The sequence below is a fragment of the Paraburkholderia fynbosensis genome, from assembly GCF_902859935.1.
Classification (GTDB): domain Bacteria; phylum Pseudomonadota; class Gammaproteobacteria; order Burkholderiales; family Burkholderiaceae; genus Paraburkholderia; species Paraburkholderia fynbosensis.
This window is the reverse complement of the sequence record NZ_CADIKI010000008.1, coordinates 29428-47735: the sequence shown is the minus strand read 5'-3', so window position 1 is coordinate 47735 and position 18308 is coordinate 29428. Positions and strand designations below refer to the sequence as shown.

The following is an 18308-nucleotide window of genomic DNA, read 5'->3' as shown; positions in this document are numbered from 1 at the left end:
CGGGCGTCCGCGTTCAGCGCAGCGGCTTGCATGGCAGGCCGCGCGACACGTGGAGCGGGCGCATGACCGCGCGGATAAAGAATTGCTGATGGAGCATGCATGGACGAGTTGACACTCGGTTTGATCGGCGCGGGTGCCGTGGTGGTCGGGGGCGTGGTCGTGTACAACGCGTGGCAGAGCGCGAAGGTGCGTCGCAAGATGCCGCGCCCGATGCCTGCCGAGACCGCTGAAACTTTCGCGCGGGACGATCAGGAGGAGCAGAGTCCGTTCATCGAACCGGCCCGGCCGACTACGCGCCGCGAACCGGTGGTGAATTCCGACGCCCCGACGGAAACGGCTGAGAGGCGCGTCGAGCCCACGTTCGGCGGCAGCTCCGTCGCGCCGCTCGACACGCCGGCCGATATTCAGGCCGACACCGTCACGCCGAACGGCTTTCCGGAAGCCGAGGGCGTGGCCGAAGCGGAAGGCGAGCACGTCCATACGGCCGAGGCCGGTGAGGGCAAGCCGGCGGCCGCCGCTCGCGATGCCGCGCGCGAGGACAACGAGCGGGCCGAACCGATTCTGCCCGCCGCCACGACGATATCGTCGGCGCCGCCGGCCATCGTCGATCGGCGGATCGACTGCATCGTGCCGATCCGTCTGAACGGGCCGGTTGCCGGCGACAAGGTGATTCCGCTCGCGCAGCGCCTGCGCCGCGCCGGCAGCAAGCCGGTGCATATCGAAGGCAAGCTCGAAGGCGGGGCGTGGGAGCTGCTGCAAAACGGCGCGCGCTATGAAGAACTGCGCGCGGCCGCGCAGCTTGCCAATCGCAGCGGCGCGCTCAACGAACTCGAATTTTCGGAGTTCGTGACCGGGGTGCAGCAATTCGCCGATGCGCTCGATGCATCGCCGGAATTCCCGGACATGCTCGAAACGGTGGCGATGGCGCGCGAGCTCGACGGGTTCGCCGCACAGTGCGACGCGCAGCTGTCGATCAACGTGCTCTCCGACGGCGCGCCGTGGTCGGCCAACTACGTGCAGGCGGTGGCGTCGCAGGACGGCTTGCTGCTCTCGCGCGACGGCACGCGGTTCGTCAAGCTCGACGCGCGCCAGAGCCCGGTGTTCATGCTGCAGTTCGGCGACACCAACTTCCTGCGCGACGACCTTACCTACAAGGGCGGCCAGATGATTACGCTGGTGCTCGACGTGCCGGTCGCCGACGAGGACATCCTGCCGTTCCGGCTGATGTGCGACTACGCGAAATCGCTGGCTGAGCGTATCGGCGGACGGGTGGTCGACGATGGACGCCGTCCGTTGCCGGAAACCGCGCTGCTCGCGATCGAGAAGCAGTTGATGACGCTCTACGCGAAACTCGAACAGGCCGGGATTCCGGCTGGGTCGCCCGCCACCCGGCGCCTGTTCAGCCAGTAACGAGCACGATTTTTCGGTGTCTCGACGGCCGCACGATGTGCGGCCGTCGTCGTTTGTGGCGCTGCGTTCGCATGTCGCGACGCAGCGCGCGCGAGCCTGCCGGAACCGGCGCGCGGCGAAGCCGCGGTCCACTCGCGGCCATTCTGCCGCCACGCTAAAACAAGCCTCCGCATGTAGCCCATTCGGCCGATGTAAAGGGGCACGCTTCCTGCGATAATCCAATGTCCGAATTTCATCAAGAACCGTCAGAGAGCATGGCCAGAACTCCCGTCTTCCCCTCAGCAACCAGCGCTCCGGCCGAGCGCGCCGTGTGGCTGCGCGCGGAACTCGAACGCGCGAACTACGCGTACTACGTGCTCGACCAGCCGGACCTGCCGGACGCGGAGTACGACAAGCTGTTCAAGGAACTGGAGCGTATCGAGACGGAGCATCCGGATCTGATCGTGCCGGATTCGCCCACCCAGCGCGTGGGCGGCGAGGCGGCGAGCGGCTTCGAGCAGGTCGTGCACGACCTGCCCATGCTGTCGCTGAACAACGGTTTCGCCGATGAAGACATTGTCGCGTTCGACAAACGCGTCGGCGACGCGCTCGGCAGGAACGCGAGCGAGCCGCCGGTTCCGGTCGACTACGCGGCCGAGCTGAAATTCGACGGCCTCGCCATCTCGCTGCGGTACGTCAACGGCGCGTTCGTGCAGGCGGCCACCCGTGGCGATGGCACCACCGGCGAGAACGTCACCGAAAACGTCCGCACGATCCGCTCCATCCCGCTCAAGCTCAAAGGCAGGCGCGTGCCGCGCATCCTCGACGTACGCGGCGAAGTGCTGATGTTCAAGCGCGATTTCGAACGCCTGAACGAACGCCAGCGCGCGGCCGAGCAGAGGGAATTCGCCAATCCGCGTAACGCGGCGGCGGGCAGTTTGCGGCAGCTCGATTCGAAGATCACCGCGCAGCGGCCGCTGTCGTTTTTTGCCTATGGTATTGGCGTGCTCGACGGGATCGACATGCCTGCCACGCACAGCGAATTGCTCGACTGGTACAAGGAACTCGGCTTGCCGGTGAACAGCGAGCGGGCGGTGGTGCAGGGCGCCGAAGGCTTACTGAGGTTCTTCCATGCGGTCGGCGAGAAGCGCGACACGCTGCCGTACGACATCGACGGGGTGGTCTACAAGGTCAACCGGCGTGACGAGCAGGACGCGCTCGGCTTCGTGTCGCGCGCGCCGCGTTTTGCGCTCGCGCACAAGTTTCCCGCGCAGGAAGCGCTGACCCGGCTCGTTGCGATCGACGTGCAGGTCGGCCGCACCGGCGCGATCACGCCGGTGGCACGCCTCGAGCCGGTGTTCGTCGGCGGCGCGACGGTCACCAATGCCACGCTGCATAACGAAGACGAAGTGCGCCGCAAGGATATCCGCATCGGCGATACGGTGATCGTACGGCGCGCCGGCGACGTGATTCCCGAAGTGGTGAGCGCGCTGCTCGAGCGCCGCCCGGCGGACGCCCGCGAGTTCGTGATGCCGACCCAGTGCCCGGTGTGCGGCTCGAACATCGAGCGGCTGCCCGACGAGGCGATTGCGCGCTGTACCGGCGGCCTCTTCTGTCCGGCGCAACGCAAGCAGGCGCTGTGGCACTTCGCGCAGCGGCGCGCGCTCGACATCGACGGGCTCGGCGAGAAAATCATCGATCAACTGGTCGAGCAGAATCTGGTGCGCACGCCGGCCGATCTGTTCAACCTCGGCTTCGCGACGCTCGCGGAACTCGACCGCTTCGCCGACAAGTCCGCGCAGAACCTGCTCGATTCGCTCGAAAAGGCCAAGCACACTACACTGGCGCGCTTTATTTATGCGCTCGGCATCCGTCACGTGGGCGAATCGACGGCGAAAGATCTGGCCAAACATTTCGGTTCGCTGACGCCGATCATGGACGCGTCGGTCGAAGCGCTGCTCGAAGTCAACGACGTGGGGCCGGTGGTCGCCGAGTCGCTTCATCAGTTCTTCGCCGAAGAGCACAACCGCACGGTGATCGAGCAACTGCGCGCGCCGGGCAAGGTCACATGGCCGGAAGGTCCGCCCGCACCGAAGGCGCCGCAAGGCGTGCTGGCCGGCAAGACCGTGGTGTTGACCGGCACGTTGCCGAACCTGTCGCGCGAAACGGCGAAGGAGATGCTCGAGGCGGCCGGCGCGAAAGTGGCGGGGTCCGTGTCGAAGAAAACGGATTATGTGGTCGCGGGAGCCGACGCCGGCAGCAAGTTGGCGAAGGCCGAGGAACTCGGCATCCCCGTACTCGACGAAGATGGTATGCATCAGCTCCTGGAGGGGCAGTTATGATCCGCGAAATTCTCAAGATGGGCGATCCGCGTCTGCTGCGTATTGCCGATCCGGTCGATCACTTCGACACGCCCGAACTGCATGAACTCGTCAAGGACATGTTCGAGACCATGCATGATGCAAACGGCGCGGGCCTCGCCGCGCCGCAGATCGGCGTCAATCTGCAGGTGGTGATCTTCGGCTTCGGCAAGAACGAGCGCTATCCGGATGCGCCGCCGGTGCCGGAAACGGTGCTGATCAATCCGACCATTACGCCGGTCTCGCTCGATATGGAGGAGGGCTGGGAAGGCTGTCTGTCGGTGCCGGGCCTGCGGGGCGCGGTGAGCCGGTTTTCGATGATCAAGTATCACGGCTTCGATCAGTATGGCAAGCCGATCGACCGGGTGGCAGAGGGTTTTCATGCGCGTGTCGTGCAGCACGAGTGCGATCACCTGATCGGCAAGCTGTATCCGATGCGGATCAACGACTTTGCGAAATTCGGTTTCACCGAAGTGCTATTTCCGGATATGGATCCGAATAGCGACGATTGAGGCGGTGGCGATCTGCGTTGCGCGGTTGGTGCGTGCGACGCGCGGCAGTTGCGGTGTGCCGCGTCGGCGCCGGCAATAAAAAACCCACGCATCTGCGTGGGTTTTTTATCGAGCTTGCGCCTGTCCAACGCCTCGCTCAGACAGACGCTCGCAGCATCATCAGAACGACTCGTCCGCTGACAGATAGCGCCACTGGCCGGGGGGCAGCGCGCCCAGCATCACACGACCCATCCGCACGCGCTTCAGGCCAATCACTTCGAGGCCGACCAGTTCGCACATGCGGCGAATCTGGCGCTTCTTGCCTTCGCGCAGCACGAAACGCAGTTGCTCGCCGTTTTGCCACTCCACCTGGGCCGGCTTCAGCGGCACGTCGTCGAGCGACAGCCCGTGGCGCAGCAGTTCGATGCTTTCGGGCGGGAAGTGGCTTTCGACGTCCACAGTGTGCTCGCCGTAAGCCACGCGCACCAGATACTCCTTGTCGATCTCCGAATGGCCGCCGATCAACTGCTTGGCGACGCGACCGTCCTGCGTCAACACCAGCAGGCCCGTCGAGTCGATGTCGAGGCGGCCGGCCGGCGCGAGCTGGCGCAGATGCGCGACCGAGAAGCGGATCTCCGAATGATCGCCTTCCCAGCGATTCTCCGGCGTGACCAGCGTGATGGCCGGCTGATACCCGTCTTCCGCCTGGCCCGAGACCAGACCGACCGGCTTGTGAATCAGCACCGTCACCTGGCTCGCTTGCGCGGCTTCGGCGGCGGGGTCGATTTCGATGCGCTGATCCGGACGGACCTTGGTGCCGAGCGTGTCGACGCGCTCGCCGTCCACCAGCACCCAGCCTTTTTCGATCCACTCGTCGGCTTCGCGGCGCGAGCACAGGCCGAGTTCGGACATCAGTTTCGACAGACGCAGCATGCCTGGCGCGTCTTCGTAATCGCGACGCGGAGTGCGCGGCGCGGCATCGGCACCGCTCTTGGCGTCGCGGCGCTCGGCGCGTGCCGCTGGCGCCGGGCCGCGCGGCTTGTCGGCGCGTGCGGGGCGGTCGTCACCGAAACGGCGGGGCGCGGACGGCAGGTTTTTGTCGAAGCTGCGTGCGGGGCGTTCGCTGCGTTCGCCGTCACGCGAGGGGCGCTCGCCGAACTCGCGTTTGGCCGGTGCCCGTTCGGTGCGCTCGCCACGGTCGTCGCGCGGTGCGCGTGCCGGACGGTCCGAGCGGTCTGCGTAGCCGCTTTTTACGGGTCCGGCGAAGCTGCGCCCGGATGAACCGCGCTCACCTTCGAGACGACGCGGCGCGCTGTCGCTACGCGGTCCCCGGTCGCTCCGCTCGCTGTTGCGGCGCTCTTGCGGAGCGCCACGGTCGCTGCCGAAACGGGGGCGATCGGAAGCGTCACGCTCGCGGCGCTCCGGACGTTCGGCGCGCGGGCCAGCATTCGACGGTCGGTTCGCGCCGGGGCGCGAACCGCTGAACGGACGGCGCTCGCCGTCGTCGCGACGCGGGGCACGGTCGCCGAAACTGCGCGGGGCGCGCTCGCCGCGATTATCCGCGCCTTCGGGGCGGCGGGGTGCGCGTTCACCGCGCTCGCCTGCGCCTTCGAAACGGCGGGGCGCGCGTTCACTGCGCTCGCCTGCACCTTCGAAACGGCGGGGCGCGCGTTCACTGCGGTCACCCGCACCTTCGAAACGGCGGGGCGCGCGTTCACCACGATCACCAGCAGCGCCTTCGAAGCGACGCGGCGCGCGTTCACCACGATCACCCGCACCTTCAAAGCGGCGCGGCGCGCGTTCACCGCGGTCACCCGCACCTTCGGAACGGCGCGGCGCGCGTTCACTGCGGTCACCGGCACCTTCGAAACGGCGGGGCGCGCGTTCACCACGATCACCAGCACCTTCGAAGCGACGCGGTGCGCGTTCACCGCGATCACCCCCCGCGCCTTCCCGGCGCGGCGGCCGATCCGATGTCGTGCGGCGCGGCGCACCTTCGGCGCCCGCGTCCCGCGGGCGCGCAAACGACCCCTCCGCGCGCGGCGCGCGCGCACCGCCGCCCGTCGGCTTGCCGCCCACGGGCCGCTTGCCGCCGCCCGCTGCGCCAGCGCCTTCACCCCGCGCCCCGCTGGAACCTGCCATCGACGGCGTCGGTGCCTGCGGGCGCGTCGGCTTACGTGCCGACGTGCTACCGGTACGGACAGGGGCGCGTTCGGACGAAGCCGGCCGCGGGTGCTTGGCTGTTAATTTGACTCGCATGAAATCTCACACTGCAATCGCGCGCAGCAGTTCGGTCTCGACCTGAATTTGCAGGCGGTTGTCCGACAGACCGTGTCCATCCAGCAGGAACACGTCTTCGACGCGTTCGCCGAGCGTATTGATCCGCGCCGACGCGACGCCGACCCGGTGCTCGGCCAGCACGCGCGCGATCGAATAAAGAAGGCCTGGCCGGTCGTTCGCCGACACGGACAGGATGTAGTATTGGCCGCGCTCGTCGGCCCGAAGATCGACGCGCGGCGTAACAGGGAAGGTCCGCGACAGCCGCGACAAGCGGCCTTTAGACGGCCCCGGCAAAAGGGTTCCGTGGCCGGTGAGACGTGCGGTCAGTTCCTGTTCGACGAGATTGGCAATATCGCGATAATGCACGTCTTCTTCGGTATGCGCGACGAGGAAATTATCGAGCGCATAGCCGTGACGGGTCGTGCTGACCCGCGCATCCAGCACCGACAGGCCATTGCGGTCGAAATACGCGCAAATGCCGGCGAACAGATCGGGCTGATCCTTCACGTACACGAGCACCTGCAACGCTTCGCCGATCGGCGACGGGCGAGCCCGCACGATCGGCGTCGGCGCTTCAACATGGCGGTACAGCACGCGCGTTTGCCACGCGATGTCCGCCGCGTCGTGGCGCAGGAAATAGCCGATGTCGAGCTTGTCCCACAGCGCCTTTTGCGCGCCCTCGGGCACGGTTTCGAGGCGCAGCAGCGCGAGCGCCTCTTCCTGGCGGGACTTCAGTTCCGAATGCGCGTCCGGCCGCGCGCCGCCGAGGACAGCCAGCGTGGCGCGGTACAGATCTTCGAGCAGCTTGCCTTTCCACGTGTTCCAGACTTTCGGGCTGGTGCCGCGAATGTCGGCCACGGTCAGCAGATAAAGCGCGGTCAGACGGCGCTCGGTGCCGACGAGTTCGGCAAAGCGCTTGATGACTTCCGGATCGCTCGTATCCTGCTTCTGTGCGACCTGGCTCATGGTCAGATGCTGTTGCACCAGCCAGACGACCAGGTCGCCGTCCTCGCCCTCGATGCCGTGATGGCGGCAAAAGCGCCGCGCGTCGACCATGCCGAGCGTCGAATGATCGCCGCCGCGGCCCTTGGCGATATCGTGAAACAACGCCGCCACGTACAGCACCCACGGCCGGTCGAGGTTGGCGATCAACTGGCTGCAGAACGGATACTCGTGGGCGTGCTCGGCCACCGCAAAGCGACGCAGATTGCGCAGCACCATCAGGATGTGCTGGTCGACGGTGTAGACGTGATACAGGTCGTGCTGCATCTGCCCCACGATGCGCCGGAAATTCAGCAGGTAGCGCCCGAGCACGCTCGTCTGGTTCATCAGGCGCAACGCGTGCGTGATGCCGGCCGGCTGCTTCAGGATGTCCATGAAGAGGCGCCGGTTTTCCGGATCACGCCGCCAGTGCTGGTCCATCACGTCGCGGGCGTTGTAGATCGCGCGCAGCGTGCGGGCCGACAGGCCTTTGACGCCCGGTGTTTGCTCGTACAGGAGGAAGGCTTCGAGGATCGCGTTCGGCTCGCGCTCGAAGACATCGTCGCTGGCGATTTCCAGCATCCCCTGCTTTTCGACGAAGCGCGCCGACAGCACGCGCGTAATGCCGCTCGTGCTGGGAAAGAGCTGCGCTTCGATGTTCTGGATCAGGATCGTGGCGAGCTGCGTGACGGCCTTGGCGGCCCAGTAGTAGCGGCGCATCAGCTGTTCGCTGGCGCGCTTCGTGACGGTCGGCTTGAAGCCGAAGCTCTCGGCCACGGGCGTCTGCAGGTCGAACACCATGATGTCCTGGCGACGCCCGGCGATCAGATGCAAGCGTGCGCGCAGCGACTTCAGGAAACCTTCGTTGTGGCGCAGTTCGCGCGCTTCGCGCTCGGTGATCAGCTCGCGCGCCTCGAGTTCGCGCCAGCTGCTCCCGAAACCGGCCGCCTGGGTGATCCAGAGAATCAGCTGGAGATCGCGCAGGCCGCCCGGGCTTTCCTTGATGTTGGGTTCGAGCGCGTATGGGGTGTCCTGGAACTTGGCGTGGCGCTGGCGCATTTCCAGCACTTTCGCCTGAAAGAACGCCTTCGGGTCGAGCGCCGCGCGGTAGTGCTTCGCGAAGTCGTCGAACAGTGCGGCGCTGCCCGTGATACGGCGCGCTTCCAGCAGCGAGGTGCGCACGGTGACGTCGTTGGCGGCTTCTTCAAGACATTGCGACACGCTGCGTACGCTGCTGCCGAGTTCCAGCCCCAAATCCCACGCAAGGCTGATAAAGCGTTCGATGCGTCCTTCCAGATGCTCGATCGGCGCATCGGGCAGCAGCACGAGGATGTCGATATCGGAGTGCGGCGCCAGTTCGCCCCGCCCGTAGCCGCCGACGGCCAGCAGCGCCAGTTCGCCCGGCAGTTCGCAGGTGTCCCAGGCGGCGCGCAGCGAGTCGTCCGTGGTGCGTGCGAGGGCCGCCATCAACGCATCGACGTTGGTGGCCGTTCTGAAGCGTTCCAGCAATTGGGCTTTGGCCACTTTGTAGTCCGCCTTCAGCGACGTGGCATGGGATTGGGCGACGACTGGAACACTACTCATTGGCAGGTGGGCGGTAAGGTCGGAGGTCGGTCAGGCGGTGGCGGCGACGATCGGCGGACGCGCCGGCGTGCCCGCGGACACGGTCAGGACGTCGTAGCCGGTTTCCGTGACGAGCACCGTGTGTTCCCACTGCGCCGACAGGCTGCGGTCCTTGGTCTTGACGGTCCACTGGTCCGGCATGGTGCGGATGTCGCGGCGGCCGGCGTTGATCATCGGCTCGATCGTGAAGATCATGCCGGCCTGCAGTTCGAGCCCGGTGCCGGGGCGGCCGTAGTGCAGGATTTGCGGGTCTTCGTGAAATACCGTGCCGATGCCGTGGCCGCAATATTCGCGCACCACGCTGTAGCCCTGGCCTTCCGCGTGTTTCTGGATGGCATGGCCGATGTCGCCGAGATGCGCGCCGGGACGCACCTGGTCGATGCCGAGCCACATGCATTCGAAGGTGGTCTGCACGAGCCGTTTGGCCAGAATCGAGCCTTCGCCGACGATGAACATGCGGCTCGTGTCGCCGAAATAGCCTTCCTTGATCACCGTGATGTCGATGTTCAGCGCATCGCCGTTCTTCAGCGTCTTGTCGCCGGGGATGCCGTGGCAGATCACGTCGTTGACGGAAATGCAGGTGGCCTTCGGGTAGGGCGGGTAACCGGGCGGCTGATAATTCAGCGGCGCCGGAACCGTACCCTGTTCCTTCAGCATGTATTCGTGACACAGACGGTCGAGTTCGCCGGTCGTGACGCCGGCCTTGACGAACGGGGTAATGTAGTCGAGCACTTCGCTCGCGAGTTTGCAGGCGACGCGCATTTGCGCGATATCGTGTTCGTTTTTGAGCGTAATAGCCATGAGTCGGGCCTGAAATGCGATTTATTGCGAGATTATCGCACCATATTCCGGCTGCCGCAGGCTTTTGCAGCGGGCCTGGCGCGTTTTGGCGGATGTTTTTGGCGGCCGCCCGAGGGGCGGTCCAAAAGGTCGAAGGGTGGTGATCGGGGACTGGCTGCTGGCGCTGACGGGCGTCACGCTTCACTTAATGGTATGCCAGGCTTTACGTCGCGCGTCGCGGCGAGGGCACACTCGTGCCGCAATCCGGCCCTGGCAAACGGAGCGGCCAGGCAGGTTGAGTCGGGTCATAGGCGCGTGCTATAATCTTTGGCTAAGCCGATCCATGTCCTGTTTATTTGCTCCGTATGAGTGTCTCATAGGGAGCGATGGCGGGCAGGAAAGGCTTCTCATAACGCCGGTTGCCTGCGCTATGAGGTTAAGGCGGTACCCAGGCAGCAAACTCGCAAGCCGGCGCACCCAGGGTGTCCGTCGCGTTCCAGCCAAAGAAGAAGGCGGGCGCGGCCGATACGGCGGCCGGCTTAAGACCCAACCCTCGCGGAGATTTTCATGGCAGTTACCATGCGTCAAATGCTGGAAGCCGGTGTCCACTTCGGTCACCAAACGCGCTTCTGGAACCCGAAGATGGCCCCCTTCATTTTCGGTCATCGCAACAAGATTCACATCATCAACCTCGAAAAGACGCTGCCGATGTACAACGACGCGCTGAAGTACGCGCGTCAACTGGCAGCGAACCGCGGCACGATCCTGTTCGTCGGCACGAAGCGTCAATCGCGCGACACGATCGCTGAAGAGGCGCAACGCGCTGGTATGCCGTTCGTCAACGCACGCTGGCTCGGCGGCATGCTGACCAACTTCAAGACGCTGAAGGTTTCGATCAAGCGCCTGAAGGACATGGAAGCGGCGCTGGAAGCAGGCGAAACCGAACGCATGAGCAAGAAGGAAGCGCTGCTGTTCGAACGCGAAATGGCCAAGCTGCAGAAGTCGATCGGCGGCGTGAAGGACATGGGCGGCATTCCGGACGCGATCTTCGTGGTCGACGTCGGCTATCACAAGATTGCCGTCACCGAAGCGAACAAGCTCGGCATTCCGGTCATCGCAGTGGTCGATACGAACCACTCGCCGGAAGGCATCGACTACGTGATCCCGGGTAACGACGACGCCTCCAAGGCTGTCGCTTTGTACACGGCTGGCGTGGCCGACGCGATCCTCGAAGGCCGTGCGAACGCGGTCAACGAAGTGGTGCAGGCTGCTCGTGGCGACAACGGCGACGAGTTCGTCGAGGTCAACTCGGAAGCGTAAAGCTGCCCCGTGTCCGGCAAAAAAGGGGGCTTTCTACAGGCCCCCTTTTTTTAAGCCGCGACATTGTAGTGGGGCGCTGCAGGCGGTGCCCAGCGCGTTGTCCGTAAAAAATTACGTGGAACGCTGAAACGAATTCTTGCCGCCGGTATCGAAGTGCGGGCGGCGTGTGACAGACGGAACTCAAGGAGCAAATGATGGCGGCAATTACCGCAAGCATGGTTGCAGAACTGCGCGCAAAGACCGACGCGCCGATGATGGAATGCAAGAAGGCGCTGACGGAAGCCGACGGCGACATGGCGCGCGCTGAAGAGCTGCTGCGCGTGAAGCTGGGCAACAAGGCCAGCAAGGCAGCGTCGCGCGTGACGGCTGAAGGCGTGGTCGCATCGTTTATCGGCGGCAACGCGGGTTCGCTCGTCGAACTGAACTGCGAAACCGACTTCGTTTCGAAGAACGACGACTTCCTGGCTTTCTCGAAGCAGATCGCCGAGCTGGTCGCTACGCAAAACCCGGCTGACGTCGCTGCCTTGTCGGCGCTGCCGCTGGACGGCTCGACGGTCGACGCGGTGCGTCTCGCACTCGTCGGCAAGATCGGCGAAAACCTGTCGATCCGCCGTTTCGTGCGCTTCGACACGGCTAACAAGCTGGCAGCGTACCTGCACGGCACGCGTATCGGCGTGCTGGTCGAGTACACCGGCGCGGACGAGCAGGTCGGCAAGGACGTGGCAATGCACATCGCCGCGATGAAGCCGGTTTCGCTGTCGTCGGACGAGGTGCCTGCGGACCTGATTGCCAAGGAACGCAGCATCGCCGAACAGAAGGCCGCCGAATCGGGCAAGCCGGCTGAAATCGTCGCCAAGATGGTCGACGGCAGCGTGCAGAAGTACCTGAAGGAAGTGTCGCTGCTGAATCAGACGTTCGTTAAGAACGACAAGCAGACGATCGAACAGATGCTGAAGGCCGGCAACGCGAGCGTGCAGAAGTTCGCGCTGTTCGTGGTCGGCGAGGGCATCGAGAAGAAGCAGGACGACTTCGCAGCAGAAGTGGCCGCGCAAGTCGCTGCTGCAAAGCAACAATAAGTCTCACCGAAGCTTCACGGTAGTACCGTTGGACCCGCGGCGGAGCAAGACTCTGCCGCGGTCGGCAGCGCCGCAAGGCTGCGCGCGGGTTGACCCTCGCAGCGCAGCCGCCGTCGGACCCGAGGGTCCGACAATTTGGCGGCGCTTGCCCGAATCAGCATTTCACCCCTACATTAGTCCCTTGTTGTTGCCCTGTTCTGCGCGATCTGGATACCTCTATGCCCACTGCCTACAAACGCGTCCTGCTCAAACTCTCCGGTGAAGCTCTGATGGGCGACGATGCCTTTGGCATCAATCGCGCGACCATCGAACGAATGGTGGCGGACGTGGCCGAAGTGGTCCGTCTCGGAACGCAGTTGGCCGTGGTGATCGGCGGCGGCAATATTTTCCGCGGCGTCGCGGGTGGCGCAGCCGGTATGGATCGCGCCACGGCCGACTACATGGGCATGCTGGCCACGATGATGAACGCGCTGGCGCTGCAGGACGCGATGCGCCACGCCGGTATCGAAGCGCGCGTGCAATCGGCGCTGCGCATGGACCAGGTGGTCGAGCCGTACATCCGGCCCCGCGCGATTCGCCAGCTCGAAGAAGGCAAGGTCGTGATTTTCGCGGCCGGCACCGGCAACCCGTTCTTCACGACCGACACGGCCGCCGCACTGCGCGGCTCGGAAATCGGCGCGGAAGTCGTGCTGAAGGCAACCAAGGTGGACGGCGTCTATTCGGCCGATCCCAAGAAAGATCCGAGCGCGACCCGCTACATGACGATCAGCTTCGACGAAGCAATCGGCCGCAATCTGCAGGTGATGGACGCTACGGCGTTCGCGCTGTGCCGCGACCAGAAGCTGCCGATCCGCGTTTTTTCGATCGTCAAGGCGGGCGCGCTCAAGCGCATCGTACAAGGCGAGGACGAAGGCACGCTCGTCCACGTGTAAACTCTCGTTCACATAACGTGGGCTTTAACGCGGGCCCAGGCCGCCGCCTATTGCGCGCGCAGGCCGGCTCGCACCGTTTTGAAGGTTGGGAGGTTTAAAAATGTCTGTGGCTGATATCAGGAAGGGCGCTGAACAAAAAATGCAGCGCTCCATCGACGCGTTCAAGAACGACCTGTCGAAGATCCGCACGGGCCGTGCGCACACGGGCCTGCTCGATCACATCCAGTGCGATTACTACGGTTCGCCGGTGCCGATTTCGCAGGTCGCGAATCTGACGCTGATCGACGCGCGCACGATCGGCGTGCAGCCGTGGGAAAAGAAGATGGTCCAGGTCGTCGAAAAGGCGATCCGCGAGTCGGACCTCGGTCTGAACCCGGCCACGCAAGGCGACGTGATCCGCGTGCCGATGCCCGCGCTGACCGAGGAACGCCGCCGCGAACTCACCAAAGTGGTCAAGAGCGAAGCGGAAACGGCCAAGGTTGCGGTCCGCAACCTGCGTCGCGACGCCAACGAGCAGCTGAAGAAGCTCGTGAAAGACAAGGAAATTTCGGAAGACGACGAGCGTCGCGCAGGCGACGACGTTCAGAAGCTCACAGACAAGTTCGTCGCTGAAATCGACAAGCTCGTCGTGACGAAAGAAGCCGAGATCATGACGGTCTGAGATCGGCCGGCTCTTGGGAAAGCGCCGGTTGCCCGACGTTTTCCCGGTCCCCCGGGGGCTCGGCTTGAAAGCCGGGTGGGGAAGCCACTCAGCATCTTCACGATTTTCACTTCTTTATTTGCAGTCACTGTCCAACGGCCATGACCTATACCAGCTCAACCGTGCGCGTGCCTGATGTCGCCGCGGTGCCGCGACATATCGCGATCATCATGGATGGCAACGGCCGTTGGGCCACCCAGCGGCGCTTGCCGCGCGTGGCGGGCCATACGCGCGGCGTCGACGCGGTGCGTGCGGCCGTCGAGGCGTGCGCCCGGCAAGGCGTCGAATACCTGACGCTGTTCGCCTTCAGTTCCGAGAACTGGCGCCGTCCGAACGAGGAAGTGTCGTTCCTGATGCGCCTGTTCGTCACCGCGCTGGAGCGCGAGATCGGCAAGCTGCACGCGAACGGCATCCGCTTGCGCGTGGTCGGCGATCTGGACCGTTTCGATACGCGCATCCGCGACCTGATCAAGCGCGCGGAAACCAAAACCGCACGCAATACCCGTCTCACGCTGACCATCGCCGCAAATTACGGCGGTCGCTGGGACATCATGCAGGCCACCCGCAAGCTCGCCGAGCAGTCGGCGGCAGCGGGCAAGGCAGTCGAGGTCAACGAGGATTCGTTCGCCGAGCACCTGTCCATGGCTTATGCGCCGGAGCCGGACCTGTTTATCCGCACCGGCGGTGAGCGCCGCGTCAGCAACTTCCTGCTGTGGCAGCTCGCCTACACCGAGTTCTACTTCACCGACACCTTCTGGCCGGATTTCGATGCCGACGCGCTCGGCCACGCCATCGCTTCGTACGCGGAGCGCGAACGCCGCTTCGGCCGCACTAGTGCTCAACTCGAGCCGCAATCGCAAAACGTCGATTCGCTTCCATGCTAAAAACCCGTGTCATCACGGCGATCATCCTGCTGGCAGTATTCCTGCCGGTCACGCTGTTCGCGCCGGTTGGCGCGTTCGGTGCGCTGATCGCCTTCGTCGTCGTGTTCGCCGCATGGGAGTGGGCGCGCCTGCTCAAGCTGGGCGGCGCCGGTCCGGTCATTTATGCGCTGGTGGCGGCGGTCGCGCTCGTCGCCAGCACGCGGCTCGGCGCGGGCGTCGTGGAGGGCCACTCGCTCTTCAAGGCCGCGGCCATCTTCTGGGTGGTCGCCGGGCCGTTCGTGCTGCTGCGCAAGCCTACGCTCGCGCAGGGGGCATGGCGCATCTTTCTGTTTCTTGCCGGCATTGTGGTATTCGTCGCTTGCTGGCATGCTCTCGTCGCCGCGCGCATGCAGGGCGTGCCCTTCGTGCTGTCGCTGCTGCTATTGGTATGGCTGGCCGATATCGGCGCATACTTCTCCGGAAAAGCATTCGGAAAACACAAGCTGGCGCCTGCCATCAGTCCGGGTAAGACTTGGGAGGGCGCGATCGGCGGCTGGCTGGTGGTAATGATCGTCGCTGCTGCGGCGGTCTTTTTGCACGCGTTCGAGCCGACCCTGTATTCTGCGCTGCTGGCGCAATGGGGCGCCGCGCGCACACTGCTCGCATTGACCTTGCTGGTGGCCTTCAGCGTGGTGGGCGACCTGTTCGAATCGATGTTGAAACGCCAGGCCGGGGTGAAAGATTCAAGCGGCCTGTTGCCGGGGCACGGCGGCGTGCTCGACCGCATCGACGCATTATTGCCGGTGCTGCCGCTTGCCATGCTGCTGCTCGGCTAGAGAAAGAGATATGCAAAAACGTCTGACATTGCTCGGTTCCACGGGCTCGATTGGAGACAGCACGCTCGACGTCGTCGCGCGTCATCCCGAGCGTTTTTCGGTTTATGCGCTCTCCGCGCATCGCAACGGCGACAAGCTCGTCGAGCAATGCCTGCGCTTCAAACCCGAAGTCGCGGTGGTCGGCGACGCCGACACCGCCGCGCGCGTCGCGGCGAAACTGCGCGATGCGGGTAGCAAGACCGAGGTCACCTACGGGCCGCAAGCGCTCGTCGACGTGTCGAAGAGCGACGGCTGCGACACGGTGGTGGCGGCGATCGTCGGCGCAGCCGGCCTCGCGCCGAGCCTTGCGGCCGCACGTGCCGGCAAACGCATCCTGCTCGCCAACAAGGAAGCGCTGGTGATGTCCGGCGCGATCTTCATGGACGCGGTGCGCGACAACGGCGCGGTGCTGCTGCCAGTCGACAGCGAACACAACGCGATTTTCCAGTGCCTGCCGCGCGAAGCCGCGCTGCACGGCGGCGTCTCCAAGATCATCCTGACCGCGTCGGGCGGCCCGTTTCGCACCCGCGAACCGGCCACGCTCGTCGACGTCACGCCGGACGAAGCCTGCAAGCATCCGAACTGGGTCATGGGCCGCAAGATTTCGGTCGACTCCGCGACGATGATGAACAAGGGCCTCGAAGTCATCGAGGCCCACTGGCTGTTCGGTTTGCCGGGCGAGCGTATCGACGTGCTGATCCACCCGCAAAGCGTGATTCACTCGCTGGTTTCGTACGCCGACGGTTCGGTGCTCGCGCAGCTTGGCAACCCCGACATGCGCACGCCGATTGCTCACGCGCTGGCATTCCCGGATCGGGTGGATTCGGGCGTCGCGCAGCTCGATCTCGCGCAGATCGCCTCGCTGTCGTTCGAGAAGCCGGATTACACGCGCTTCCCGTGTCTCGCGCTGGCGATGAAGGCGCTGGCCGAGGGCGGCATCGCCAGCGCGGCGCTGAATGCCGCGAACGAAATTGCGGTGGAGGCGTTCCTGTCGCGCCGGATCGGTTTCATGACGATCGCGCAGGTGGTCGACTCGGTGCTCAACGCTTTGCCGAACCGCAGCGCACACGCGCTCGAAGACGTAATCGAAGCGGATGCCGCCGCGCGTCGCGCCGCTGCTGAATTCATCGCGCGTCTGCCCGACGGCGCCCGTCGTACGGAACGCGCCGTCCAGTGAGGCGCTTATGAATCTGCTGATTGAACTGCTCGCCTTCGCGGTCGCGATCGGCGTACTCGTGGTCGTCCACGAGTATGGGCATTACAGCGTCGCGCGACTATGCGGCGTGAAGGTGCTGCGCTTTTCGATCGGCTTCGGCAAGCCGCTGTTCCAGTGGGTGAGCCCGAAGACGGGCACCGAATGGACCATTGCCGCGCTGCCTCTTGGCGGCTACGTGAAGATGCTCGACGAGCGCGAAACCGGCACCGCGCCGATTCCCGCCGACGAGTTGCCGCATGCGTTCAACCGGCAGTCGGTGTGGCGGCGCTTTGCGATCGTCGCGGCCGGCCCGGTCGCGAACTTCCTGCTGGCCATCGTCCTGTTCGCGCTCGTGTTTGCCAGTGGCGTGACCGAGCCGGCGGCGGTGCTCGCGGCGCCCGCGCCGAATACGCCGGCGGCGGTGGCCGGCTTCGAGGGCGGCGAGACCATCGTCGCGGTGCGGGTCGGCAGGGCCGACGATTCGGAACCGGTCCGCTCATGGTCGGACCTGCGCTGGAAACTGCTGGGTGCGGCATTCGATCAGAAGCACATCGTGCTGAGTGCGAAGGACGCGCACGGCGTTTCCGATTTTCCGCTCGACCTGCGCGCTATCAGCGAGAAAGACGTCGACGACGACTTCATGTCGCGTCTCGGTTTCGAGCCGGGCGGCGGCAAGCTGATGGTGGCCGGCGTGCAGCCGGGCAGCGCGGCGCAGCGAGCCGGCCTCGTCGCGGGCGATCGTTTGCGCGCCATCAACGGCACGCCGACCGACAATGCCGCGACCTTCATCGCTTATGTAAAATCGCACGCCGGCCAGCCGGTCACGTTGCAGGTGGAGCGCGGGGGCCGGGGCGCTCAGGCGGCGGGCAAGCTCGAAGACATCAGCATCGTTCCGCAAGCGCAGCGCGATCCTGCGACCGGTCAGCAGATCGGCCGCATCGGCGCGGAACTGGCGACCCAGGTGCCGTCGATCGACGTGCGTTACGGGCCGATCGAGAGTCTGCAACTGGGCGCGCGCCGCACGTGGGATCTCGCGGTCTATTCGGTACGCATGTTCGGCAGGATGATCGTCGGCGAAGCATCGCTGAAAAATCTTTCCGGTCCGGTGACGATCGCCGACTACGCAGGAAAGAGCGCACGTCTGGGTCCTTCTGCATTCCTGTCGTTCCTGGCCCTTGTCAGTATTAGCCTTGGCGTACTGAACCTGCTACCAATTCCGGTATTGGACGGGGGTCATCTGTTATATTATTTGGTTGAAGCTGTGACCGGTAAAGTTGTCTCCGATCGCTGGCAACTCGTTTTTCAGAGGGCGGGTCTCGCCTGCATCGTCGCATTGTCGGCGATCGCGCTGTTCAACGATCTGGCTCGTTTAATCCATTTTTAAAGTGTCCGGCGGCGTTCACGATGGCGACCGCCTGACCTGATGCAGCTATATACACTGGG

Annotated in this window: 14 protein-coding genes; 11 read left to right on the top strand and 3 right to left on the bottom strand. The window is 64.8% G+C overall.

The annotated features are described in order from the left end of the window. The first annotated feature begins 99 nt into the window (after positions 1 to 99). The 3 genes from HV770_RS14980 to def all read left to right on the top strand — a co-directional run bounded on the left by HV770_RS14980 (position 100) and on the right by def (position 4261). Positions 100 to 1410, top strand: coding sequence for a cell division protein ZipA C-terminal FtsZ-binding domain-containing protein (locus HV770_RS14980; protein WP_175160752.1), 1311 nt, complete (start codon positions 100 to 102; stop codon positions 1408 to 1410). A 254-nt stretch (positions 1411 to 1664) separates the two neighbouring features. After that, positions 1665 to 3731, top strand: a complete 2067-nt coding sequence (gene ligA / locus HV770_RS14975; RefSeq protein ID WP_175160750.1) for an NAD-dependent DNA ligase LigA — start codon at positions 1665 to 1667, stop codon at positions 3729 to 3731. Next, positions 3728 to 4261 carry a peptide deformylase gene (def, locus tag HV770_RS14970; RefSeq protein ID WP_042323105.1) on the top strand — a complete coding sequence of 178 codons (534 nt, stop codon included), beginning with the start codon at positions 3728 to 3730 and terminating at the stop codon, positions 4259 to 4261. The genes ligA and def overlap by 4 nt, the downstream gene beginning before the upstream one ends. A 159-nt stretch (positions 4262 to 4420) precedes the next feature. On the opposite strand, the gene HV770_RS14965 is transcribed toward def, so the two are convergent. Genes HV770_RS14965 through map form a run of 3 tightly spaced genes read right to left on the bottom strand, consistent with a single transcriptional unit; the run spans position 4421 to position 9925 of the window. Beyond that, the gene (locus HV770_RS14965; protein WP_175160748.1) at positions 4421 to 6499 is read right to left on the bottom strand and encodes a pseudouridine synthase; all 2079 of its coding nucleotides are present in this window, start codon (positions 6497 to 6499) and stop codon (positions 4421 to 4423) included. A 6-nt stretch (positions 6500 to 6505) separates the two neighbouring features. Further along, positions 6506 to 9085, bottom strand: a complete 2580-nt coding sequence (locus HV770_RS14960; RefSeq protein ID WP_175160746.1) for a [protein-PII] uridylyltransferase — start codon at positions 9083 to 9085, stop codon at positions 6506 to 6508. Positions 9086 to 9115: 30 nt separating this feature from the next. Beyond that, positions 9116 to 9925, bottom strand: coding sequence for a type I methionyl aminopeptidase (map, locus tag HV770_RS14955; RefSeq protein WP_175160744.1), 810 nt, complete (start codon positions 9923 to 9925; stop codon positions 9116 to 9118). Between the two features lie 546 nt (positions 9926 to 10471). Here map and rpsB point away from each other — a divergent pair. The 8 genes from rpsB to rseP all read left to right on the top strand — a co-directional run bounded on the left by rpsB (position 10472) and on the right by rseP (position 18249). Next, a complete protein-coding gene (rpsB, locus tag HV770_RS14950) occupies positions 10472 to 11224 on the top strand; it encodes a 30S ribosomal protein S2 (protein WP_042323115.1) in 753 nt (250 codons plus the stop codon). A 194-nt stretch (positions 11225 to 11418) separates the two neighbouring features. After that, a complete protein-coding gene (tsf, locus tag HV770_RS14945; RefSeq protein ID WP_175161115.1) occupies positions 11419 to 12300 on the top strand; it encodes a translation elongation factor Ts in 882 nt (293 codons plus the stop codon). Positions 12301 to 12518: 218 nt separating this feature from the next. Next, the gene (pyrH, locus tag HV770_RS14940) at positions 12519 to 13232 is read left to right on the top strand and encodes a UMP kinase (protein ID WP_121317544.1); all 714 of its coding nucleotides are present in this window, start codon (positions 12519 to 12521) and stop codon (positions 13230 to 13232) included. Between the two features lie 100 nt (positions 13233 to 13332). After that, positions 13333 to 13893, top strand: coding sequence for a ribosome recycling factor (gene frr, locus HV770_RS14935; RefSeq protein ID WP_012433445.1), 561 nt, complete (start codon positions 13333 to 13335; stop codon positions 13891 to 13893). 140 nt (positions 13894 to 14033) lie between these two features. Then, positions 14034 to 14816: a polyprenyl diphosphate synthase gene (uppS, locus tag HV770_RS14930; RefSeq protein WP_121317546.1), complete on the top strand. Its 783-nt coding sequence runs from the start codon at positions 14034 to 14036 to the stop codon at positions 14814 to 14816. Further along, positions 14810 to 15631 (top strand): phosphatidate cytidylyltransferase, encoded by an 822-nt coding sequence (locus tag HV770_RS14925; protein ID WP_175160742.1) that lies wholly within the window; start codon positions 14810 to 14812, stop codon positions 15629 to 15631. The genes uppS and HV770_RS14925 overlap by 7 nt, the downstream gene beginning before the upstream one ends. Positions 15632 to 15641: 10 nt before the next feature. Continuing rightward, a complete protein-coding gene (locus HV770_RS14920; RefSeq protein WP_175160740.1) occupies positions 15642 to 16847 on the top strand; it encodes a 1-deoxy-D-xylulose-5-phosphate reductoisomerase in 1206 nt (401 codons plus the stop codon). A gap of 7 nt (positions 16848 to 16854) precedes the next feature. After that, positions 16855 to 18249 carry an RIP metalloprotease RseP gene (rseP, locus tag HV770_RS14915; protein WP_175160739.1) on the top strand — a complete coding sequence of 465 codons (1395 nt, stop codon included), beginning with the start codon at positions 16855 to 16857 and terminating at the stop codon, positions 18247 to 18249. Positions 18250 to 18308: the final 59 nt, after the last annotated feature.